General features: G+C 61.8%; 19 protein-coding genes. 15 read left to right on the top strand and 4 right to left on the bottom strand.

Going from position 1 to position 22,813, the window contains the following annotated elements:
- From E6C55_RS35470 to E6C55_RS23655, 8 genes are all read left to right on the top strand, one after another.
- Nucleotides 1–225: transposase (locus tag E6C55_RS35470; RefSeq protein WP_211093637.1), on the top strand; the 225-nt coding region annotated here is incomplete at its 5' end.
- Nucleotides 226–286: 61 nt separating this feature from the next.
- A complete protein-coding gene (locus E6C55_RS23690; RefSeq protein WP_136372299.1) occupies nucleotides 287–2,494 on the top strand; it encodes a beta-galactosidase in 2,208 nt (735 codons plus the stop codon).
- A 414-nt stretch (nucleotides 2,495–2,908) separates the two neighbouring features.
- Nucleotides 2,909–3,517 carry a DUF1904 family protein gene (locus E6C55_RS23680; RefSeq protein WP_136372297.1) on the top strand — a complete coding sequence of 203 codons (609 nt, stop codon included), beginning with the start codon at nucleotides 2,909–2,911 and terminating at the stop codon, nucleotides 3,515–3,517.
- Nucleotides 3,518–3,673: 156 nt separating this feature from the next.
- Entirely contained in the window at nucleotides 3,674–4,750 is a 1,077-nt protein-coding gene (gene cobT, locus E6C55_RS23675; protein WP_136372296.1) for a nicotinate-nucleotide--dimethylbenzimidazole phosphoribosyltransferase, read from the top strand.
- Nucleotides 4,751–4,786: 36 nt separating this feature from the next.
- On the top strand, nucleotides 4,787–5,368 hold the full coding sequence (gene cobU, locus E6C55_RS23670; RefSeq protein WP_136372295.1) for a bifunctional adenosylcobinamide kinase/adenosylcobinamide-phosphate guanylyltransferase: 582 nt from the start codon (nucleotides 4,787–4,789) through the stop codon (nucleotides 5,366–5,368).
- A gap of 39 nt (nucleotides 5,369–5,407) precedes the next feature.
- Nucleotides 5,408–6,238, top strand: coding sequence for an adenosylcobinamide-GDP ribazoletransferase (gene cobS, locus E6C55_RS23665; protein ID WP_136372294.1), 831 nt, complete (start codon nucleotides 5,408–5,410; stop codon nucleotides 6,236–6,238).
- A 319-nt stretch (nucleotides 6,239–6,557) separates the two neighbouring features.
- A complete protein-coding gene (locus tag E6C55_RS23660; protein WP_168735843.1) occupies nucleotides 6,558–9,995 on the top strand; it encodes an Ig-like domain-containing protein in 3,438 nt (1,145 codons plus the stop codon).
- Between the two features lie 139 nt (nucleotides 9,996–10,134).
- Entirely contained in the window at nucleotides 10,135–10,401 is a 267-nt protein-coding gene (locus E6C55_RS23655; RefSeq protein WP_136372292.1) for a DUF1294 domain-containing protein, read from the top strand.
- A 7-nt stretch (nucleotides 10,402–10,408) separates the two neighbouring features.
- Here the strand turns inward: E6C55_RS23655 and E6C55_RS23650 are convergent, their stop codons facing one another.
- Complete coding sequence (locus tag E6C55_RS23650) at nucleotides 10,409–11,485, bottom strand: LCP family protein (protein ID WP_136372291.1); 1,077 nt, start codon at nucleotides 11,483–11,485, stop codon at nucleotides 10,409–10,411.
- Between the two features lie 145 nt (nucleotides 11,486–11,630).
- Here E6C55_RS23650 and E6C55_RS23645 point away from each other — a divergent pair, with 145 nt between their 5' ends.
- Both E6C55_RS23645 and E6C55_RS23640 read left to right on the top strand, forming a co-directional pair.
- Entirely contained in the window at nucleotides 11,631–11,948 is a 318-nt protein-coding gene (locus E6C55_RS23645; protein ID WP_230986826.1) for a Dabb family protein, read from the top strand.
- 17 nt (nucleotides 11,949–11,965) lie between these two features.
- Nucleotides 11,966–12,727: an SDR family NAD(P)-dependent oxidoreductase gene (locus E6C55_RS23640; RefSeq protein WP_136372290.1), complete on the top strand. Its 762-nt coding sequence runs from the start codon at nucleotides 11,966–11,968 to the stop codon at nucleotides 12,725–12,727.
- 249 nt (nucleotides 12,728–12,976) lie between these two features.
- On the opposite strand, the gene nagA is transcribed toward E6C55_RS23640, so the two are convergent.
- Genes nagA through E6C55_RS23625 form a run of 3 tightly spaced genes read right to left on the bottom strand, consistent with a single transcriptional unit; the run spans nucleotide 12,977 to nucleotide 15,827 of the window.
- On the bottom strand, nucleotides 12,977–14,242 hold the full coding sequence (gene nagA, locus E6C55_RS23635; RefSeq protein ID WP_330999657.1) for an N-acetylglucosamine-6-phosphate deacetylase: 1,266 nt from the start codon (nucleotides 14,240–14,242) through the stop codon (nucleotides 12,977–12,979).
- Nucleotides 14,239–14,967 carry a glucosamine-6-phosphate deaminase gene (gene nagB / locus E6C55_RS23630; protein ID WP_136372289.1) on the bottom strand — a complete coding sequence of 243 codons (729 nt, stop codon included), beginning with the start codon at nucleotides 14,965–14,967 and terminating at the stop codon, nucleotides 14,239–14,241. Before nagB ends, nagA begins: the two co-directional genes overlap by 4 nt.
- A complete protein-coding gene (locus E6C55_RS23625) occupies nucleotides 14,964–15,827 on the bottom strand; it encodes a MurR/RpiR family transcriptional regulator (protein ID WP_136372288.1) in 864 nt (287 codons plus the stop codon). Before E6C55_RS23625 ends, nagB begins: the two co-directional genes overlap by 4 nt.
- Nucleotides 15,828–16,418: 591 nt before the next feature.
- Between E6C55_RS23625 and E6C55_RS23620 the strand changes: the two genes are divergently transcribed.
- From E6C55_RS23620 to E6C55_RS23600, 5 genes are all read left to right on the top strand, one after another.
- Nucleotides 16,419–17,396: a phosphotransferase family protein gene (locus E6C55_RS23620; protein ID WP_230986825.1), complete on the top strand. Its 978-nt coding sequence runs from the start codon at nucleotides 16,419–16,421 to the stop codon at nucleotides 17,394–17,396.
- Nucleotides 17,396–19,114, top strand: coding sequence for a hypothetical protein (locus tag E6C55_RS23615; protein ID WP_136372287.1), 1,719 nt, complete (start codon nucleotides 17,396–17,398; stop codon nucleotides 19,112–19,114). The genes E6C55_RS23620 and E6C55_RS23615 overlap by 1 nt, the downstream gene beginning before the upstream one ends.
- Nucleotides 19,115–19,233: 119 nt before the next feature.
- Nucleotides 19,234–20,190, top strand: coding sequence for a carbohydrate ABC transporter permease (locus E6C55_RS23610; protein ID WP_136372304.1), 957 nt, complete (start codon nucleotides 19,234–19,236; stop codon nucleotides 20,188–20,190).
- A 36-nt stretch (nucleotides 20,191–20,226) separates the two neighbouring features.
- On the top strand, nucleotides 20,227–21,060 hold the full coding sequence (locus E6C55_RS23605) for a carbohydrate ABC transporter permease (RefSeq protein WP_136372286.1): 834 nt from the start codon (nucleotides 20,227–20,229) through the stop codon (nucleotides 21,058–21,060).
- A gap of 180 nt (nucleotides 21,061–21,240) precedes the next feature.
- On the top strand, nucleotides 21,241–22,665 hold the full coding sequence (locus E6C55_RS23600; protein ID WP_136372285.1) for an ABC transporter substrate-binding protein: 1,425 nt from the start codon (nucleotides 21,241–21,243) through the stop codon (nucleotides 22,663–22,665).
- Nucleotides 22,666–22,813 lie beyond the last annotated feature (148 nt).

Here is a 22,813-nt window from a genome sequence, read left to right as displayed (position 1 = left end):
TTCGGAGAAGCCAAAGAGTTGCATCAATACCGCAGGAGTAAATTCAGAGGGAGAGCCAAGATGCAAGAGCAGGCTCTCCTGACGGCGTTTGCCCAAAATCTGAAAAAGATAGCTCGATACCTTGCCACCCAGGCAAGACGAGAGTTGGGTGGGGGCCACTTCTTTGCCGTTCGGCTCATTTTCGTACCTGCAACCTGTTTCATAAGGGGTTATTCAACAGCCTGATTTTTAGCATAAAAACGTTCGTCGGAGCAGCGATCCACACTACCATCAAGGAGACTCGACCATGAAGCAAGCTGATCTCGAATGGGTCCCGTTCGGATTCCAATATTACCGTTCCCCCACCCCGTTCCGCGAGCATTGGGAGCCGGATCTGCGCCGTATCGCCGAGCAGGGCTTCAACTGCGTGAAGCTGTGGGTGCAGTGGCGGGCGAGCCAGCCGGCGCCGGACACGTTCCGGTTCGACGATATCGTCGAACTGATGGACATCGCACATCGCAACGGTCTGCGGGTGGTGCTGAACGTCATCTTCGACGTGGCGCCGGCCTGGTTCTACAAGCGTTATCCCGATTCGGTCATGGTGACGGAGAACGGGGTTCGCCTCGAGCCGCGGGCGATCAACTGCCGCCAGATCGGCGGGGCGCCGGGCCCGTGCTACCATCATCCGGAAGGACAGGCGGAGAAGGATCGGTTCCTGCAGGCTGCCGTGGCCGCGCTTCGGGACCATCCCGCGCTGTGGGTGTGGGACCTGTGGAACGAGCCGGAGCTGACGACAAGCATCAAGCGGGAGCTGGCGTTCGAGAACCAGGTGTGCTACTGCGACCGCACGCTTGCCAGATTCGCGGACTGGCTGAAGGAGAAGTACGGCACGCTGGATGCGCTGAACGGCAAGTGGCAGCGAACGTACCGGGCGTGGCAGGAGGTCGAACCGCCGCGCGGCAAAGCCGTGTTCAACGACATGGTCGACTGGCGCCTGTTCATGTCCGACGCGCTGACCGACGATCTTCGGACTCGGGTGTCCATCGTGCGAGCTATGGACGCCGAGCATCCGGTTATGGCGCACACGGTTCCCGGCCCGATTTTTAACCTGATTACGGCGGGTTCGGACGACTTCAGGCTGGCGGAGACGTGCGACTTGTTCGGCAACAGCCTCGGCTCTTCGGCCTGGTCGGCGGACCTGCTGCTCTCGGCGGCGAAGGGCAAGAAGGTGATCAACTCCGAGATTCACGCGCTCCCGGGGGACACGGCGCTGAAGCCGAGGAAGCTCGAATGGACGGAGCTGAAGAAGCACCTGCTCATTCCGCTGGCCCGCGGCATCACGGGATATTTGTTCTGGCAATACCGTCCCGAGGTGCTCGGGCACGAGGCGCCGGCGTGGGGCAGCACGTATCTCGACGGCGGGGAGACCCCGTGGCTGCGCGGCATGGCGAAGCTGAACCGGACAATTCAAGGCCATCGGACGGAGCTTGCGAACGGGCGGCGGCCTTCGGATCGGATCGCGATTTTCTACGGGGCGGCGAACCAAATTGCGAACTTCGCGGCTTACGGCCATCTGGATACGTACTTCGAATCGGTTCAGGGAGCGCACAAGCTGCTGCACGACTTGAACTACAAGGTCGAATTTATCCATGACAAGGACATGACGCTGGATCAGTTGCGCCGGTACCGCTGCCTCTGGATGCCGTATCCGTTGTACCTGAGCCGCGAGCTCGCCGAGACGATTCGCCGCTGGGTGGCGGAAGGCGGAGCCCTCCTCTCGGAAAACTCCTTCGGAGCCCTGCAAGCGGAAGACGGCACGCACAGCATTCGGGTTCCGGGGTACGGATTCGACGAGGTGTTCGGCGTGAGAGAGACGTGGACCCATTCGGTTCAGCATCTGGAGCACAGCTACGCGGCAGCGACGATCTCTTCGGCGGCGGCAATTCCGATCTCCGGACAAGGCTTCGCCCTGAGCGGAGCGTATTACAAGACGGACATCGAGTGCGCCGAAGGAACCGAGACGCTCGCTTCGTTCGACTCGGACGGCATGGCCGCGATTACGCTGGCATCTTACGGGCAGGGCCGGGCGGTCTGGATCGGCACGCTGCTCGCTTCGGCTTACTGGAGGGATAACGGCGATAGTTCGGGGGAAGAGACTCGGTGGTTTTTCCGCGAGTTGTTGACGAAGAGGTTGGAGCTGGCGCCTTACGTAGGAGTGACCGGTGACGGCGTTCGCGCGGACGTGCTGGAAGCCGATACGGAGCAGGGCAAGGCCGCCCATCTGTTCGTCCACGCCTGGGGAGCAACGGCAGCACAGGGGAAAAGCGAAGCGACAATCGAACTGCCGGCCGGGTACGAGACGATCGAGCCGTGGTATGCGGAGGAAGGCGGAGCCGAGTTGGTAAGCGTAAGGATTGGCGATGAAGCGACCGGCGAAGGTGCCGGGGAGTCGCCGCGCACTCGCATTAGAATGAGGATCGAACCGGGCGACATTCGCGCCTATCGATTAAGCTGAGCAAGCGGATATGCTAAGACGCCAATAAACGAAAAAGCAGCGCCATCGCTCCCGTCCTTCCGGCGGCATTGCGATCGGCGCTGCTGCGCTTTAAGATTCGGTTGGATCTGTGTCAGCGGTTTGCGCTGCCATTCGTTGCGAAGTCTCTCGGGGTTAAACGTGCCGGCTCGCTCTTGCTTGTCGCGGCTCTTCTTGGAATTGCTTCTGCTCATGGTCGGAACACTCCTTGGGATTTGGAATTAACTTCTTTAATCGACCTCCCTCTAGTATACCGTACTGCTCGCCAATGTTCCACGGTAGACTCCGGCTCGGGCAACTCGCTCTCCCGCCGCTCCCCCCCTGTTGGCGCATGTCCCCTAATCGCGTTATGATGATAGAAGAACATGACATGACCAAATAAGGAGTTCAAAATAGATGCCCCATTTATGGATACGCGGAATTGCCCCCGAGCTCGTCAAGGCCGTCAGCCGCGAGCTCGCGGCGGAGCTGGCCTCGGTATGCGAGTGCCCGCCGGAAGACATTATGCTGGAATGCCTGACAACCTCCTCCGTATCGAACGGACAATTTGTTCCGTCCTACCCGTTCGTCGAGGTAGGCTGGTTCGACCGCGGACTGCCGGCGCAGGATCGCTTCGCCGAGGCGGTCGACCGCTACTTGCGCGTTGGCTGCGGGGTGCCGGAGCTGGAGGTCGCTTTTCGCGCGTATGAGAAGAGAAACTACTATGCCAACGGCAAGAGCTTCGGAGATTCCGTCCCTGCGGAGGGTGCGGGCGTGGACGAGGGCACGGGTGTAAGCGCGGGCGCAGGCGTCCGGGCGGAACCGGAGAAGAACTTGGAGGCGAATCCGGAGCAGAGCCCGGAGCAGAACCCGGAGAGGAATTCGGAGAAGAGCATGGAAGCGGAGCTCGAACGGCTTCGCTTGTCGAACCGGAAGCTGACGGACGATCTGGCCCGGGCCCGCAAAGCGCTCCAATCGTCGGCAGGAGGCATGTCCAGCAAGCTGTACGACGCTCTGCGGGAGTAGGGGGGCGTTCGAGGCGGTCGGCCGGCGTACTCTTATCCCCTTCGCTAAGAAACCCCGGTTCTCCGCCAGTTCTGACGCGAGGGGATAACGGTACGACCAAGAGAGAAAAACGCGGAGCAAGCTGAACCAAGCGGGATGGACAAGGAGAGATGCGCGATGACGACAAACCCGGCAACGACAAAGACGATAGAAGAAGCTGCGCTCCGAATCCGGCCTCTGGACCGCGAAGCGATGGCCGAGGCGGCCGGGAGACTGGACCAATTGACAAAGCCGCCGGGCAGCCTCGGGAAGCTGGAAGAGCTGGCGATCCGGCTGGCGGGAATTGCCGGCGAAGCTGCCGCGAAGCCTCCGGCCAAGGCGATTGTCGTCATGGCGGCCGATCATGGAGTGTGCGAAGAGGGAGTGAGCGCCTTCCCGCAGGAAGTGACGGGCCAGATGGTGCTGAACTTCCTGAACGGCGGCGCGGCGATCAACGTGCTCGCGAGGCAGACGGGAGCGGAGGTCGTCTGCGTCGATATCGGCGTTCGCGGCGAGCTGGCCGACGACCGGCTGGTCGTCCGCAAGGTCCGGCCGGGAACGGCGAACATGGCCCGGGAGGCGGCGATGACGCGAGAGGAAGCGGAGCGGGCGATCGGGATCGGCATCGACCTGGCAGGGGAGCTGGCGGCGAAGGGGATCGGGCTGCTCGCGACCGGAGAGATGGGGATCGGCAACACGACCCCGAGCGCGGCGATGCTGGCTGTCCTGTCCGGAGCGGATGTGGAGGAAGCGGTCGGCCGGGGAACGGGCATCGACGATGAGGGACTGAGGCGCAAGCGGGCGGCGATTCGCAAGGCGATCAAGCTTCACGCTCCCGACGCCGGGGACGCGATCGACGTGTTGGCCAAGGTGGGAGGGCTTGAGCTGGCCGGCTTGGCCGGGCTTGTTCTGGGAGCGGCGGCGCACCGGATTCCGGTCGTGATTGACGGGTTTATCTCGACGGTTGCGGCGCTGGCCGCTTGCCGGATCGCTCCCCTCGCGAAGGACTATCTGATCGCTTCGCATCTGTCCGAGGAGCGGGGCCATCTCCGCGCTCTGGAGGAGCTGGGGCTCGAGCCGATGCTCCGCTTGGGCATGAGGCTGGGCGAGGGAAGCGGCGCGGCGCTTGCTTTCCCGCTTGTCGACGCCTCGTGCAACGTGCTGAGGGAGATGGCGACCTTCGGCAGCGCGGGCGTATCCGTGTCGCAAGGGTGACCGCGCAAGGGAATCAAGGAAGGAGCGGGTGAGCGAATGATCGTGCTCATAACGGGAGGAGCCCGCAGCGGCAAAAGCGCCTTCGCCGAGAGATACGCCGAGAAGTTGGCGGGGGACAGAGGCGGGGTGTACGTCGCAACCGCCCAGGCTCTGGACGAGGGGATGAGAAGGCGCATCGACAAGCATCGCGCTTCCCGGGAGAGCTCCGCCTTCCGCTGGGAGACGGCCGAGGAGCCGCTGGAGGCAGCCGAGCTGCTGGACAAGCTGGCTGCAGAGGAGCCGGCGCCGCTCATCCTGCTCGATTGCTTGACGCTCTGGCTGACGAATGTCCTCCTGGAGGGGGACACGGAGACGGAGGACAGGGAGCGGACGGAGGAGCGGGTGATGCGGCGCATCGAAGAGCTTGTCGGGGCGTTTGAACGCTATCCCGGCACCGCCCTGCTCGTGACGAACGAGGTTGGGGACGGCATCGTTCCGGAGCATCGCCTCGGGAGGATTTTCCGCGATTATGCGGGGGTGCTGAACCAACGGGTCGCGTCAATCAGCGAAGAAGTGTTCCTCGTCACGGCGGGCATTCCGGTCGAGCTGAAGCGGCTCGCTTATCGCTGGCCCGAGTAGGGGAGAACGATTGGACGGCAGGGAGAGGGTGGTTGGAAAATGGTCGGAGGCGACGGGAATCCCTTCAGAGCGTTCGGCGCGGCGCTGCAATTCCTGACGCGGCTGCCGGTGCCGCGCTTCATGGCGCCGGTCTCGCATGAGGCGGCCGACTTCCGCAGAAGCGCGCCGTATTATCCGGCGGCGGGCCTCGCGATCGGCCTGCTTCTGGCCGCCGCCGCTTGGCTGCTCGCCTGGGCGCTGCCGCCGTGGCCGGCGGCCGTGCTGCTGACCGCGGCCTGGGTCGCGCTGTCCGGCGGTCTGCACCTGGACGGCCTGATGGACACGGCCGACGGGCTGCTCAGCCACCGCTCCCGCGAGCGGATGCTGGAGATCATGAAGGACAGCCGCGTCGGCGCGATGGGCGTCGCGGCCGGTGCGCTCGCCCTGCTGCTGCGGGCCGCGCTGCTTGCCTCCCTGCTGGAGATGGCGCCGGGGGCGCTTATCGCGCTCGGCCTGATCGCCATCCCGATCTGGAGCCGCGCATTCCTCGTGACCGCCATCGCTGGCTGGCCGTACGCGCGCGCGGAAGGGGCAGGGCTCGGCGGCTTGTTCCGCGCCGTCAAGGCCAAGCAAGCCTGGGCGGCCGCGCTGCTCTCGGCCGTGCTGACGAGCGCCGCGCTCGCCGCCGTCCGTGCCTGGAGCCCGGCGGGCTCGGCGCTCGCCCTGCTGCTCGCCGCCGCCGTCGCCTACGGGCTTGGCGCGCTGCTCGCATCGTCCGCCGCGCGCAAGCTCGGCGGCCTGACCGGCGACGTCTACGGCGCTCTGAACGAGAGCATCGAGCTGGCGCTGCTGCTTGCTCTTGTCGTCTGCGTCAACCACGCCGGACCCTAAGCGCCGGAGATCCCCGATTCGCGGCCCGGAGCCGCAACTCCTCCAAAAAAATTTTTTCGCCTATTCGCCTATCAAACCTCAACAAAATGTTACGAAATGTCTCTATGATTCTCTCGAACATAGAGCGGGAAGCCTCTGCGCGCAGGGGCTATTTGTGCTGTTTGTCCAGCAATAATGGCGGATTTGCAAGAATAGGGGCGGGGTCGGCGATGGCGAACGGTGAATTTGTCGACGAAACATTACGTAACGATTCTGCGTTGTAATAAGCATCCTGGCACAACAAGCGGGCCGGCAAGCCCGCGAATTAGGAGGCTGCATGATGGCAGACGAACGCAAATCGCTCCGCAGGCAGGAGAAGGAGCCGCACACGTCGCATGTTCTCCAAGCGTCCCGCAAGCAGGCGCCGCCCCTGTCGCTCCTTCGCAAGGCGATGATCGCCTTGCTCCTCTTGGCGCTCGCGATCCCGACCCTCGCCGCAGGGGCCGAGACGCTGACGACGGAGCAGAAGTACGAGGCGCTCAAGGCGCAGGGAATCTTCACGGGGCTCGGCGACGGAAGCGCCGGGCTGAACCAATCGATGACCCGCGAGCAATTCGCGGCAGTGCTGTTCCGGCTGTGGGGGCTGACGGACGCGAGTCCTGCCAAGGGCTCCTTCGACGACGTGCTGAAGACGCGATGGTCCTACGCCGAGGTCGAGGCGGTCAGCAAGGCCGGGCTGATGAACGGAACGGGATCGCGCCAGTTCCAGCCGGCCGCGAGAGTCACGATCGAGCAGCTTGCCGCCGTTCTGGTGCGGGCTTACGGCTATACCGGCGCGGGCTCGACAAGCGTGAAGGGCAAGACGTCGCTGTGGGCCAGGGGATCGGTCAGCCAAGCGCTCGACCGCGGCTTCATCCCGGTGCAGAGCGATTACACGATAGCGGCCACCCGCGGGCTGCTCGCGGAAGCCGCTTATACCGCCTACACGGAGCTGAATTCCCTGAAGCTGCAGGTGAGCGCGGTGCAGCCCCTGGCGAACAGCGTCATTCAAGTGACGCTTAAGCAGGCGGCAAGCAAGGTGAATATGTCCAGCTTCTCGCTTAAGGACGACCAAGGAACGGCCATCGCGATCCGTTCCGCAACGCTTTCCTCGGACGGCAGGGTCGTCACCGTATCGACCGGCCCGCAGCAGGGCGACGTCATCTACACGCTGACGGTCGACGGAACCGGCTGGCGCTACTCCGCCCTGTGGGCATCCGGCAGCGGGGGCACGACACCCGTGGGCGACACGACGAGGCCGACCGTCGTCAGCCTCGAGAATATCGGGGACCGGATGCTGCGGCTGACGTTCTCCGAGCAGGTCAGCCGTACGACCGCGGAGGACCCGGATCATTACGGCATTGTCTCCGGCAAGCTTGCTCTCTACGGCTTCAAGCTGTCGGACGATCTTCGCTCCGTCATCATCGCGACAGGCGGCCAGGAGGACGGCTACCGTTACCGTCTGTCCGCAGCCGGAGTCAAGGACTTGTCGGGCAACGCGATGAATGCGCGCGACGACTTATACTTCTACGGCATCGACGACGATCATTCGAAGCCGACGGTCGTCTCCGTCGCGGGGAAGAATGACTCGACGATCCAGGTCGTCTTCAGCGAACGCGTCGACGAGAGCGATGCGAAGAACGTGCGGAATTACAGCGTCAACAACGGCTTGCGCCTCACCCGGGCAACGCTTGCCGCCGACGGGAAGACCGTCGCGCTGACGACAAGCGAGCAGACCGACGGGCAGGAATACAAGCTGACGGTGAAGGGAATCGCCGACCTGTCGGGCAATGTGATGAATACGCAGAAGGACATTGTTTTCAAGGGGGTCAACGACCATGTGAAGCCGTATATCGTCTCCGTCGACGTGCTCGGGGATTCGACGGTGCAGCTTCGATTCAGCGAGAAGATCAATGCGGACCAGGCGAAGAACGTCGGCTATTACAGCATTGACAAGGGGCTGCGCGTGACGAACGCCATCGTGACCGGAAGCGGCGACACCGTTGTGCTGACGACGACGCGGCAGACGGATGCGGTGCTGTACACGCTGACGGTTCAGGGCATCTCCGACCTGGCCGGCAATACGATGGACACGGCGAGCAATTTGATCTTCGGCGGCTACGTCGACCGCGATGCGCCGACCGTCGTCGGCATCCGGAACACGGCCCGGCAGGTTGTGCTGACGTTCAGCGAGCGCCTTGATTACGGTTCGGCGGCAAGTGTCGGCAACTATCGCTTCGAGGGCGGCTTGGGAGCGGTTCGCGGAGCGGCCTACGACGATGGGAAAAAGACGGTTACGCTGACGACGGACGCGCAAACCCCGGGGAGCGTGTATGCGGTGGTTGTGAACCAGGTGCGCGACTTAAGCGGCAACCCGATTGCGGCGGATACCCGCATCCAGTTCGTCGGCAGCGGCCAGGAGACGGCGGGGTCGATCGCGCTGCAGAAGCTTGAGGTCGTCGACCAGAACACCGTGGCGGCCACGTTCAGCCGCGCGCTGTACGACGCCAACGTCGCTTCGCTCGATCTGACGATTCTGAAGGACAACGGCCGGGACGTCGACGTCAGCGGTTGGAGCGAGTACGTCGTTCGCAAGCCCGGCACGGACAATACGGTGCTCATCCAACTGAGAACGAAGGCGTCGGGCAATCCCGCCCTCTTCCTGCCGGGCCATGCCTACATCGGCAGGATCACGGACCTGGAAGGGCTGGCGACGGAGAACGGAGCGAACGAGAAGGCGTTCGCGGGCACCGAGAAGAAGAACGAGGCCCCGTACGCGACGACTGCCTCCGCGCTTAACAGCACGGCCGTCAAAGTCGCGTTCAGCGAGCCGGTGCGCGGCATCCGGGCGTCGGAATTCCTGCTGCTTCGCGATGACGATTCGGAGATCGGCATCGGCGGAGTCAGCGTGAACGAGGACAGTCTCGTAACCGAAGCGGTGCTCTACCTGGACGACAAGCTGCAATCCGGCAAGACGTACAGCCTGCGCTTCAAGGACGGCATCAAGGACGGAGCCGGCTGGAATGCAATCAAGACGACGAACGGCTCCAAGCCCTACGAGGTTGTGCTTGCGGGAACGTCCGCAGCCAATGAAGCTCCGCGCGTGACCGGAATCGCGTCCAAGGACAAGATTGCGTTCGCGATCGAATTCAGCGAGCCGGTTCGGCTTGACGATGCGAGAGGCTTCCGCTTGTTCCGCGTCTCGAATGGCGAGGAGATTCGCATTCGGCCGAACGAGGAGGCGATCTATGCGCTGTCTTCGGACCGCAAGTCGATCGGCGTGTACCTGAACGTCGACCGGCTGGACCCGCTGAGAGCGGGGGAACGCTACCGGCTCGAGTACGATGCCGGCACGGGAAGAGTGACCGACGACCAGGGGGCAACGCTCTCCGGCTCCGATAACGGAGGCGTCTACCTATTCAACGCCTCCGGAGCAGAGAACGCCCGTCCGGCCATTGCGAAGGTCGATGCGCGCGGGACGACGCTCGCGATCGCATTCGGGGAGCCGATCCAAGGATATTCGGGCCAGACGGACCTGTTCCGCATCGTTGTGGACGGTCAGGAAGTGAAGCCTTCGGAGGGCCGGATCGACGGCCAGACGATTGTGCTTAAGGTGCCTAGCCTGCCTTCCGGGAAGATCGGCACCATCGAACTCGCCGACGCGGGCGTCTCCGCAATCCGGGATTACAACAACCAGTCGCCGAGCCGGGACATTACCTTCACATTCGGAGTCCAGTAACTCGATTAATCGGATGGAACGGGAACGAGAGCCTCTTAGCCGCTTAAGGCTTGGGGAGGCTCTTTTTTTTGCGCATAGAGTCCGCATGTCCCATAATGAAGGAAGCCGTCCGCGAGACGGCGGAGAGGAGGAAGCGCACATGGCGATACTGATTATCTACCTTCTGCTCGTCAACATCGTCGCGTTCGGTTTGATGGGCTACGACAAGCAGCTTGCGAAGCGCAAACAAAGAAGAGTCTCCGAGAGAAGACTCTTCCTCTATGCCGCCATCGGCGGCGCGCTGGGCGGCTGGCTCGGCATGCGGACGTACCGCCACAAGACGAAGCACGCCTCGTTCGTCTACGGCATGCCCGCGCTGCTCGTCTTGAATGCCGCCTGCGTCTTCGGCCTGCTCCGGCTGCTCTAGCCTTCGGCTACTCGTGAAGCTTCGCCACCCCGACGACGTCCGCCGCATGGAACTGTTCGCTCTCCGGCAGCCCCGCCTCGGCGCGCAGCGTATCGACCGCGTTCTCCAGGTCCGTCTCGTCGGCGACGATATACGGGTTCACCCAGGAGGTGGCGACCGGAATGACGGTTGTCGCGTTCGGATTCATCTCGGCGAAGTTCAGAATCCACGAGCGCAGCTCGTCCTCCGGGACGTCCGTCCGGATGTTGTTGCCGAGAATGTCCAGCACCTTGCCCCACTGGGTGAACCCCGAGAAGGACGAGAGCTTATCCAGAATCTGCGAGATGACCTGCTGCTGGCGGGCGTTGCGGTCGATGTCCGACGATTCCTGCGTGCCTTCGTTGGACTTGCGGTAACGGACGAAGTCCAGCGCCTTCTTGCCGTCGACGTGCTGGACGCCCTTCTTCAGGTCGATGTCCGTTCCGTCCGCGGTGTCGCGATACTTCATGTCCATGTCGACGTTGATTGTGATGCCTCCGACCGCGTCGACCATCTTGCGCAAGCCGTCGAAGTTGACGAGCACCATATAATCGATCGGGAAGTCGAACAGCTCCGAGTAGAACTGCTTCGTGTTCGCCATGGCGGTCGTTTTGTCTTGCGTATAGTAATAGGCGTAAAAATAGTTCGCTTTGTGAGAAGAGAGGTTCTGCGGCTTCAATTGGAGGTCTCTCGGGAGCGAGAGCAGCGTCGCCGTCTGGGTGATCTTGTTAAGCGAGGCAAGCATCAGGACATCCGTGTTGAGCGTGCCGCCGCTGCCTGAGCGGCTGTCGACCCCGGCCAGCAGGAACGTGATCGAGTGCTCGCTTCGGTCGAACGCCTCGGCCGCTTCCGCCGACGGCTCCGCGGATTCCTCCGCCGCCAGTCCCCCCGCAGTCGCGCTCGGCGCGGGGAGCTCGGGGCCGGCCATGCGATGGATTGCGTTGGACGCTTTATAATAGAGATAGCCGGCGTAGGACGCGAGGCCCAGGAACGCGAGACAGAACGCGGAACTTGCGATCAGAATCGTAAGGCGCCATTTCTTCGGGAGTTTGGCGAATCGTTTCACGAGTCATACCTCCGGTTAGTAATCTTTCCCACAGAATAGACGACAGTTGGAGCAATTAGTTGCGGAATCGCAGCAGTGATGCGATTGTTATGTTAATATAGGCTAAGAATCGCTAACGGAATCTAGAGTGGAGAGGACTGGAAGCATGAGCGAACGGAATGTGCAGGCCATTCGTCATATGGTCATTTTTACCCTGAAGCATGTCCCCGGCTCCGCCGAAGCGGAGAAATTCCTGGCCGACGGAAGAACCATCCTGACTTCGATCCCGACCGTGTCGAATTTCGGCGTCTACTCGCAGGTCAGCGCCAAGAACGACTTCGATTACGGCTTCTCGATGGACTTCGCAAGTCAGGCCGATTACGACTTCTACAACGAGCACCCGTCCCACGTCGCCTTCGTCAAGGAGCGCTGGGAGCTTGAGGTCGAGCGATTTCTCGAGATTGATTTTCAGATTAAGGAATAATGGAGGGGAGCGGCAAAATGAAGCTGGATCTATCCGGACAAACGGCACTGGTGACGGGAGCGACGGGCGAATTGGGCAGGGTGATCGCCCGGACGCTCGCGGAATGCGGCGCGGATGTCGCCTTGCACTATCATAGCAACGAGTCGAAGGCGGCGGAGCTCAAGGGCGCGATTGAAGCGCTCGGCCGCCGTGCCGTCACGGTGAAGGCCGACATCACCAAGCAGGAAGCGGTGGAGGAGCTGAGGCGGACGGTTGCGGCAGCGCTCGGTCACGTCGACATCGTCGTCGCCAACGCCGTCGTCCAATATCCGTGGCAGTCCGTGCTTGAGCAGCCCGTGGAGGATTACACCAGCCAATTCGAGTCGTGCGTCCTGCAGAGTGTTTTCCTGGCGAAGGCGTTTATTCCGGCAATGATCGGGAAGAAGGCCGGCCGCTTCATCGGAATCAATACCGAATGCGCCATGCAGAACTTCCCGACGCAGTCGGCTTATGTCGCGGGCAAGCGGGGGATGGACGGCGTCTACCGCGTTCTGGCCAAGGAAGTCGGCGAGCACCAGATTACGGTCAATCAGGTCGCGCCGGGCTGGACGATCAGCGAACGCGAGCGGACAAGCGGCCTGGCGGAGAGTGCGGATTACATCAAGAGCGTCCCGCTGAAGCGGCGCGGAACGGACCAGGATATCGCGAACGCGGTGGCGTTCCTGGCGTCGGATCTGGCGGGCTTCATCACGGGGGCCTACATTCCGGTGAGCGGCGGCAACGTTATGCCGACGATCTAAGAATGGGATGAGTCGTCGCCGCGGCCGGTATGGCCCTCTTTTTTGCAAATGGGTGCCTTATCCCTTCTGATCAGAATCCCAATTACTGGGAAAATCTGAACGAAGGGGATAAGGCACCCTTTTTGGGAGGATGAATGGTGCACTATGACGTACACAGTTCATGGGATTAGGCGGTAATTGGAATAGCCGATCGCCAACGACAGCCAAGGCGCCCCTCGAACGAGGGGCGCCTTGGCTGCTTCGCTATCGTTATCCGCTGTGCTTGACGCCGCCGATCCACACTTGCTGCAGCTCCAGCTCTGCATCCAGCAGGAGCACGTCGGCCCGCTTGCCGGCTTCGAGCGTGCCCGCCTCCCGGCCGATGCCGATCTGGCGGGCCGGGTTCGCGCTAGCCATCTTGCTGGCGTCCGGAATCGAGACGCCGACGCTGCGCACCATATGCTGGAACGCGGCGATCATCGTCAGCGTGCTGCCGGCCAGGTTGCCCGACTCCTTCAGGCGGGCGACGCCGCACTTCATTACGACCGGCAAGCCGCCCAGGTCGTAATTGTCGCCGTCCGGCATGCCCGCCGCAGCCATCGCATCGGTGACGAGGATCACCTTGTCCGCCCCCTTGGCGCGGGTGATCAGCTTGATCGCGCCCGCATGAACGTGGTGGCCGTCCGAGATAACCTCGGCCGTGATCCGGTCGTCGGTCAGCACGGCGCCGACCGTTCCGGGCTCGCGATGATGCAGCGGCTTCATTGCGTTGAACGTGTGGACCGCGTGCCGCAGGCCGCGGTCCGCGGCGGCGATCACCTCGTCATAGGTCGCATCCGTGTGCCCGCAGGACGGCACGATGCCGCTCGCGGCGAGGCGCTCGATGTAGTCCAGCGCGCCGGCAGACTCCGGCGCCAGCGTCTGGATCTTGATCAGCCCCGGGAACTCGCGGACCCATTCCTCCAGCCATTCCCGCTGCGGAGGCAGAATGTAGTCCGGGTTCTGGGCGCCCTTCCACTTCGGGTTGATGAAGGGGCCCTCGAAGTGAACGCCGACGACCTGCGCATGCGGCATCGGCCGGCTGCGGTATGCGCGGACCCGGCGAAGCACGTCCGTCAATTCGTCCCTGGTCGCCGTCAAGGAAGTCGCCAGAATGCTTGTCGTTCCGTGGCTCGCATGGAAGCGGGCAATCTCGTCGAGTCCCGCTTGGTCCGCGTCCATGAAGTCGTGGCCCGCGCCGCCGTGAACGTGAACGTCCACGAAGCCCGGAAGCAGCCAGCCCCCTTCGGCATCGATGCGTTCAAGCCGGAGGCCCGCCGAACCGTCCGCCGGGTCCGAGGGCAGCCCGTCGCTCATGCGGCCGATTCCTGCGATCCGTCCTTCCCGCGCCAGCAGCCATCCGTTCTCGACGATTCCCTCTGGCGTGACCACATTGGCATTGATCACCAGCACGCTGCGGCCCGTCATTCCTGCCCCTGCACCTGTGTCCGTCGCCCCCGCCGTCTCCGCGCCGATACCCGTATCCCCTGCGCTCATGCCATCAGCCTCCCGGCTTCCTGGTCAAGCAGCACGACAAGGTGCGGGTGCGTCTGAAGCAGGGAAGCCGGCACATCCGTCGTGATCGGACCGGTCAGCGCCCGGTGCACGATCTCCGCCTTGTCTGCCCCGCGGACGATCAGAAGAATCATTTTCGCCTTCAGAATCGTTCCGACTCCCATCGTGAGCGCCTGCTTCGGCACCTCGTCGATGCTGTCGAAGAAGCGGGCGTTCGCCTTCAGCGTCTCCTCGGCGAGATCGACGATGTGCGTCCCGCGGATCAGCGCATGCGCCGGCTCATTAAAGCCGATATGCCCGTTGTGGCCGAGCCCGAGCAGTTGCAGATCGATCTGGCCGGCATCCGCGATCCTCTCGTCGAAGCTGCGGCATTCCGCTTCGAGATCCTCCGCGTTGCCGTTCGGAATATGAATCTGCTTCGCGGGCAGGTCGATATGCCGGAACAGATGATGGTTCATGTAAGAATGATAGCTCTCCGGATGGTCTTCCGGCAGGCCGACGTATTCGTCCAGGTTAAACGTCGTGACGCTCTTGAAGCTGACGAGTCCCCGGTCGTAATCCTTCACCACCTGCTCGTAGACGCCGACCGGCGTTCCGCCGGTGGCAAGGCCAAGCACGGCCCGCGGGTTGGTCTGGATCAGGCTGGTCATAATGTTGGAGCCGGCTTCGTTCAGCTTCTCGTTGGAATCGAAGATCAATACGTTCATGTCGGTTTCCTCTCCTCTTTGCCTGTATATTGCGTAACCATGTGGAACGAATGATCGAGCCTCGGCACGTACTCGTCGAAGTGCTCGCTGACCAGGCCCGTGAACAGAATGTCGACCACGTGCAATTGCGCCATTCTCGAAGCCATGTCGCCACGCCGCATGCCGGCTTCGGACGAAGTCGTGAACAGGCGAATGCTCGCTTGCTCGGCGAGGGTCGTATGGCCGAAGCGTGTGATCGAGATGGCGGTGGCTCCCTGCTCGACCGCAACGCGCAGCGCGTTGATCGTCTCCTTCGTCTCTCCGGAGTAGGAGATGCCGACGGCGACATCCCTGCTCGTCAGCGAAGCGGCGGAAGTGAGCTGCAGGTGGGGGTCGGAGGACGAGTGGGCCGCCTTGCCGATCCGAATCAGCTTGTGATAGAAATCATCGGCGATCATCCCCGACGTTCCGGAGCCGTACAGATCGATCCGGTTCGCCGAATGAAGCGCCGCGATCGCCGCCTCAAGCTGCTCGATGTCGAGCAGCCGGGTCGTGTCCGTGATCGAGCGCAGATGATTCGCCGTAATCGCAGATACGATCTCCGCCAGCGGGTTGCCGGCTACGATGTCCTGATACTGCATCGCCGCGGGCTGCTGCGCCACCTCCGCCGCCAGCCTCATCTTGAAGTCCGCGAAGTTCTGGAAGTGGAACGACCGGCAGAAGCGGGACACCGTCGCCGTGCTGCTGCCCGCATGCTGCGCCAGCTCAAGAATCGTCATCTGCACCGCCTGCTGCGGCTGGTCGAGCAGGAACTGCGCCAGCTCCTTCTCCTTCGGGTGAAGGGAATCCATTCTCTCTCGGATCGCGTTCAGAACGCTCATCGCTTACACAGCCTTTTGAGAAAATAAATTACGTTATTTAATTTAATAATACGAAAATAATTTACATGACTTCTTCTCTAAAGATAACGCAACTTGTCGCGAAATTCAATAGCTCCGTCTGCCCTCTTCATTATATCCCGCCATATCCCGCCGAATCGGGGCGGCGGTTTTTTACGAATTGATATGGCCCGATACAAGGGCTCGGTTATTTTATGTGATTTTTAATATTGATTTGGTGCTATATAAGCTGAGTTAGAGAACCTAACGGATTCCCCTGTTTCGATACCCCGCACAATGTGGAGATGACGCCAACGAATATGAAATTTCACATCCATTCGGCGAAATCGCGGCTGATTCGAGCAACGAATGTGAAATTTCACATAGATTCGGCGGAAACGCGGTTGGCCACGGTCCGCAGCGATACGCGGTTTGTAACATGCACGGGAGGCGGCGCGCGGGCTTAGCGAGGATTGCTGACAAGGCAGTAACAAAGCCACAACAACGCCATAACAAAGGCTTGTGCATTGCGGGGAATGGCGTAATATGTAACATAAGGAAAAAAGCGATTGCAAGCGGGAATGGGGCGAGGAAGTGAAGGGAGCCAACAAGGCGCGGCTTGCGCCGGGGCAGTTGGAGGCCGTCATGGCGGGAATCTTCGGAACGGCGATCCGCGAGACGAAGGAGCTGGAGGACGGCTGGGCGAATGCGGCCTACGCGATCACGATGGAGGACGGCAGGAGAGCGGTGCTGAAGGCGGCGCCTCCGGAGGGCGCCAGGCTGATGCGGTACGAGCGGAACCTGATGAGGACGGAGGTCGAGGTGACGCGGAGGGTCGGCGAGCTGGGGACGGTGCCGGTGCCGGCGATCTACAAGCATGACGACTCCCGGACGATTGTTCCGGTGGAGTACTTTGTCATGGAGTTTCTCGAGGGGACGCCGTACTCTGCCGCGAGGAACGGCATGTCCTTGGAGGAGAGGGAGCGGATCGAGCGGGAGCTGGGGCGGTACAATCGGTTGATCAACGGGATCAAGGGGGAGCGCTTCGGCCTCTATTCGTGGGGGGCGGAAGGGAAGCCGACTTGGCGGGAAGCATTCGGACAGATGGCGGAAAATGTGCTGCTGGACGGAGAAGAAGCCGGAGTGGAGCTGCCTGCTGCTTACGAGGAGGTCCGGCGGCGGATTGCGGCGGTCCTGCCGGCGCTTCGGGAAGCGGACGAGCCCCGGCTTGCGCATTGGGACCTGTGGGACGGCAACGTGTTCGTGAAGGATGGGCGAATCACGGGCATTATCGACTTCGAGAGAGCGATGTGGGCCGACCCGCTGATCGAGCATTACTTCAGCCGCTTCAACGGCTCCGCCGCTTATTATGAAGGCTATGGCCGGGGCGAGCTGACGGGCGGCGAGCGAATCCGCCGGAGCCTGTACGATCTGTACCTGGATCTGATTCTGCATATCGAATGCGCTTACCGGGGCTATGAGAACGAGGACCACATCCGTTGGGCCCGCGATAATGCGAAGGAAGGCTGGGAGCGGTTCCTGAACAGCACAAACGGGGGAGAGACAGGATAATGCACAGAGACGAATTCGAGCGGAGACGAAGAGAGATCGTCTACCTGCTTGCCCGCAAGGCGTATCGCCAGGAACTGCTGGCCGGCGGGTTATGGACGCACGGGGATATTCGCGACAATTATTATTACGCTTCCTATCTGTTCGCGGCCGCGGAGGACGAGAGCCTGAAGGTTCCCTTCGACCGCGACGAGGCGAAGCGCAAGGCGACCGGCGTGCTGCTGAACGTCCTGAAGCTGCAGGACAAGGACGAGAGCAGCCAGACGTACGGCCACTGGCCGCTCGGCCTGCATCCGTCGCCGGAGGAGGCGAAGCCGAACCCTCTTCCCGCGGAGCTGATGAGCATCCTGATGGCTTACTTCTATCGGCAATACGCGGGCGGGTTCGAGCCGGAGCTGCGGATCGCCTTCGCCGGCGCGTTCCGCCATCTGTACGCGAGCCGCTTCTTCGTCAAGGCGGAGACGCACTACGGCCATCACGACGCGAAGTATACGGCGGCGAAGCTGATCTTCGGCCAGTTGTTCAAGGACGAGGAGCTCGTGCGGGACGGGCATCGCCAGCTTGTCGCGACGCTTGACCGCATTCGCGGGAACGGCATGGCCGAATACGGGGCGCTGCCGTGGTTCTGGCATTGGGTGCAGGCGTTCACGGCCGCCTGGGAGCTGAACGAGGACCCGGCTGTCCATCCGGATCTGGAAGCGATGCTCGACTATCTGTGGAGCGAGCGGTCGCTCTACTATCTGAAGGGGGCATGGGTCGGCCCCCATTCCCGCGGCTGGCCGCATGACATGCCGAAGGATGCGAACGCGCTGCATGATTACGTGCAGTACGGCGACTTCCTGCTGCCGGAGGAGATGCCGCGCACGGAGTATGCGGGCTTCCTGTTCTACGAAGCGCCGGAGGAGGCGCGCGGGATCGCGCTGAACCGGAAGGAGCCGGCCGAGGTGAAGCGGCTGTCGCCAAGAAGCGGGAGCGCCGCCGGGGAAGGCGGAGCCGCCATCCGCAGGTACGCCTATATCACCGAGCATTACGCGGCGGGAGGAGCCTGGGACCGGGCCGAGGAATTCGACAACGAGCAGCAGCGCTGGGACGTGTCGCTGCCGCTGGCCGACCCGGAGGAAGAGGAGTCGGTTAACCAGGCCTACTTCTTCCATCCCGGCGCCGGATACAAGGAAGGCGACCCGCGGCATCGGAGCCGCTTCGAAGAAGTTCTTTTCCATCGGAACGTTGTTCTTGCGCTCTATCCGATTCCGGAAGCGGAGGACGGCCGCATCGTCGGCGTATTGCCGAAGGGGCGGTGGCTTCATGAGCCCTGCGCTTTGTTCGGGCAGGCGGCCGGCGTCTATATCGCCGTGCATCTGATGAAGGAATGCCGGACGGAAGAGGGCGAGGACCGCGTCCGTGTCGCCTGCGGAGAAGGCGCGGCGAGCGGGAAGACGCAAGGCGCCGAGGGCCGCTTGAACGGCGTCGCGATGGAGGTCGTCTCGCTCGAGGAAGCCGGGCGGCTCGGGATCGCGAGCCTGGAGGAGTTCGCGGCCGCGCGCCGGAAGCTTCCGGCCGTCTTCTCGGGCGAAGCGGCGCGGCAAGGAGCGGCGGCCCGGCTTGCGGCGGACTACGCGACATTGGCCGGAGACCGCCTGCGGCTGGCGCTGGAGGAAGGCGCCGAGCCGGTCCGAACCGTGAACGGGTCGGAGCTCGGGTTCGCAGACTATCGGCCGTAGCCCGGAACGGAAAAGTCAAAATGACAGTGAATATGATCAAAATACCGTCACTTGGATGACGGTATTTTTACTTATAATGAGGACACTCCAATTATCCGAAACAGATTGAGGTGTTCATGATGGCGCAGCAAGCCGCTGCGGCGGGCGAACGACCCGCCGCGCTGCCGGTTCCTCCGGCGACCTCCCGCCGGAAGGGGTCCCTCCAGCGGGGAGAGACGATCGCCGGCTTCCTGTTCGTCAGCCCGATGCTGATCGGGGTGTCGATCCTCGTGCTCTTGCCGATTGTGGCGACGTTCGTGCTCAGCTTCGCCGACTGGAATTTTGTGGCCGGCTGGGACGGCATCCGCTGGATCGGCTTCGAGAACTTCAAGAGCCTGCTGGACGATCCCGCGTTCCTGAAGTCGGTTCGCAACAACTTGATTTTCCTCCTCAGTGTACCGATCTATCTGCTCATCTCGATAGTGCTGGCCTTCCTGATCGACCGGTACGTGTACTTCAAGGGCTACTTCAAGGTCGCTTACTTCATGCCGTACATCTCGAACATCGTGGCGGTCGCCGTCGTGTGGCAGGTGCTGTTCCAGCCCTCCTACGGGCCGATCAACGAGATGCTGAAGACGATCGGGTTCTCGAACCCGCCGAAGTGGATCGCCGACCCGCATTACGCGCTCGTCTCGCTTATGATGATCTCGGTCTGGATCTCGATCGGCTTCAACATGGTCGTCTATATCGCGGGGCTGCAGTCGATTCCGCGCGACCTGTACGAGGCGGCCGACATCGACGGGGCGGGAACGTGGACGAAGTTCCGACGGATCACGTTCCCGATGCTCTCTCCGACGACGTTTTTCCTCTTGGTTACGGGCGTTATCTCCACATTTAAAATTTTCGACTTGATTGCGGTTATGACACAGGGGGGGCCGATCGGCTCCACGAGCATGATGGTATGGTACTTGTACGACCAGGCGTTCACGAATCTGAAGATCGGCTATGCGTCCTCGGTGTCGGCGGTGCTGTTCCTGTTCGTTCTGCTTATCACAATCGGGCAATGGGGGCTGCAGAAAAAATGGGTCAACTACTAATCGCGGCAAGCGAGGAGAGGAGGAACGGCTGTGGCCATGCACACGAAATTTGATTGGCGGCGGATGACGGTTACGGCGGTGATGTTCGCCTTAAGCATTCTGTTCCTGCTTCCGTTCGTCTGGATGCTCGTTACTTCGTTTAAGGAAGAGACGGAGGTGTTCACGTATCCGATCCAATGGATTCCGAAGCACTGGCGCCTCGTCGAGAATTACAAGGAGGTATGGGTCGGCGACTATCCGTTCTATCGGTACTACTGGAACTCGATCAAGGTGGGCCTCGCAACGACGGCGATATCCTGCATCGTCTCGAGCCTCGCGGCTTACGGCTTCAGCAAGGTGCAGTTCAAGGCGAGCAAGTACCTGTTCATGATCGTGCTCGCCACGTATATGGTGCCGGGCCAGGCGACGCTCGTGCCGCAGTTTATTCTGTATCGCAACATCGGCTTGTTCGACAGCCATCTGGGGCTTATCATTATCGGCAGCTTCAGCGTGCTCGGCACGTTTATGCTGCGGCAGTTCTTCATGGGCGTTCACCAGGAATTCATCGAATCGGCCAAGATCGACGGCGCGGGCCACTTCCGCATCTTCTGGAGGATCGGCTTCCCGCTAGTAAGGCCGGCGGTCGCGACCTATGCGATTCTGCGCTTTATCTGGACGTGGAACGATTATCAGAACCCGCTTATTTTCCTGCGGTCGGATCGGCTGTACACGCTCACCATCGCGATGCAGAAGTTCACTTCCATGAGCGGGGAATTCTATTCGCTGATCATGGCGGCCGCGGTGTCGGCCATTCTGCCGCTGTTCCTCGTGTTCGTCATCGGCCAGAAGAGCGTCATCGAAGGGATTGCGCTGGGCGGCGTCAAGGGCTGACGGGGGGAGGCCGGCGAAGCGGCAATAGTTGCGGCAGGACAATGGAAGCGATATCAAACAAGTAAAAATAATTAAAATAAAGTAAATATTGTGTTATGAGTAAGAAAGTTCCGCCTTCTATAATTTGAGATGTTTCAAGATTGCAAGCTGAACTGTCCAATACGAGGAGGGTGTCCCACGATGAAGAAGACAAGAATGGCGGCCGGAACGGTCGCGGGCCTGATGGCCATCGGTTTGCTCGCCGGCTGCGGCGGCAACAACAATAACGGAGGCAGCGCGTCTCCGTCCGAATCCGCATCGGCTTCGCAAGCGAGCCCAAGCGCAAGCCCGAGCGCCAGTCCGTCCGAGGCTGCCAAGCAGGTCAACCTGCGGCTGTACACCTACGGCACGGAGGAGACGTACAACTGGAAGCAGACGCTCGGCGCCTACGAGGAGTCGCACCCCGGCATTACGGTCGAGCTCGTGCAGCTCAGCGAGAAGGGCGACACGCAGGAGGCGTCCAAGAAGCTGGATCTGGCGGCCGCCTCTTCCGAGGCGATGGACATTCTGATGTTCAGCGATCCGTCCGGCTATGCGCAGCGCGTCTCGCTCGGCATGGCGGAGCCGCTCGACGATTATATCGCCAAGGACGGCTACCAGGTCGAGACGGACTACAAGGTCGACACCCATCTGAACGGCAAGGTGTACGCGCTGCCGGGCAAGTTCAATCCGTGGTACGTGATCCTGAACAAGGACCACCTCGACGAAGCCGGGCTTCCGGTGCCGACGGACTGGACGTGGGACGATTACGCCAGCTACGCGAAGCAACTGACGAAGGGCGAAGGAGCGAGCAAGCGCTACGGCACGTACTTCCATGGCCCGCAGGGCGGCGGCTGGATGGAGTATCTGAAGCTGATGGTCGAGAACCAGCCGACGAACTCCGACCTGCTGAAGGCGGACGGCTCCTCGAACCTCGACGACCCGAACTTCAAGAAGACGCTCGAGCTGCGCGTCAAGATGGAGAAGGAAGACAAGTCGTCCGTGCCGTATTCGGACATCATCTCGCAGAAGCTGGCGTACCGCACGCAGTTCTTCAACCAGTCGGCAAGCATGCTGACGATCGGAAGCTGGATGAACACCGAGCTCGGAGGCACGGAGAAGGTGCCGCTGACGTTCAACGTCGCCGTCGCTCCGTTCCCGAAGAACAACGCGTCCGACCCGATCGGCTACACGCCGGTAACGACCGACTACGTCGCCGTCGCCGCCAGCTCGAAGCATAAGCAGGAGGCGTACGACTTCGTTCGTTGGTACACGACGGAAGGACAGATTGTGCAGGGCAAGAACATCCCGTCCTGGAACCAGGTGAAGAGCGAGCAGGTCGCTTCGATCATCGACACGATTCTGAGCGGCACGCTCAATCCGGAGAAGGTCGACAAGCAATCGCTCGTCGATACGCTCGTGAACTCGAAGGCTTCGCAGATTATCCCGCCGGCCTCCTACCAATCGGAAGTGTACAAGGCGGTCAACGAAGAGTACGAGAAGCTGATTCTCGGCAACCAGGACATCGACACGACGATCAAGAACGCGCAGGAACGCGCGCAGAAAATTATCGATTCGAACAAATAGTAATTTCGGAGAAAAGCGCATTCGCAGGAAAGCAACTTTGATATAATTTGGGCAAGCGGGGGCGTCTGCGCCCCCTTTTGCGGTCCATGGACCGCATCGGAATGTCAGAGAGTGAGGACGCCGAAGGCGTTTTTGCTTGACAGGAGGA

The organism is Cohnella fermenti (assembly GCF_004801405.1).
Lineage (GTDB): Bacteria > Bacillota > Bacilli > Paenibacillales > Paenibacillaceae > Cohnella > Cohnella fermenti.
This window is presented reverse-complemented; position numbering and strand designations above follow the sequence as displayed.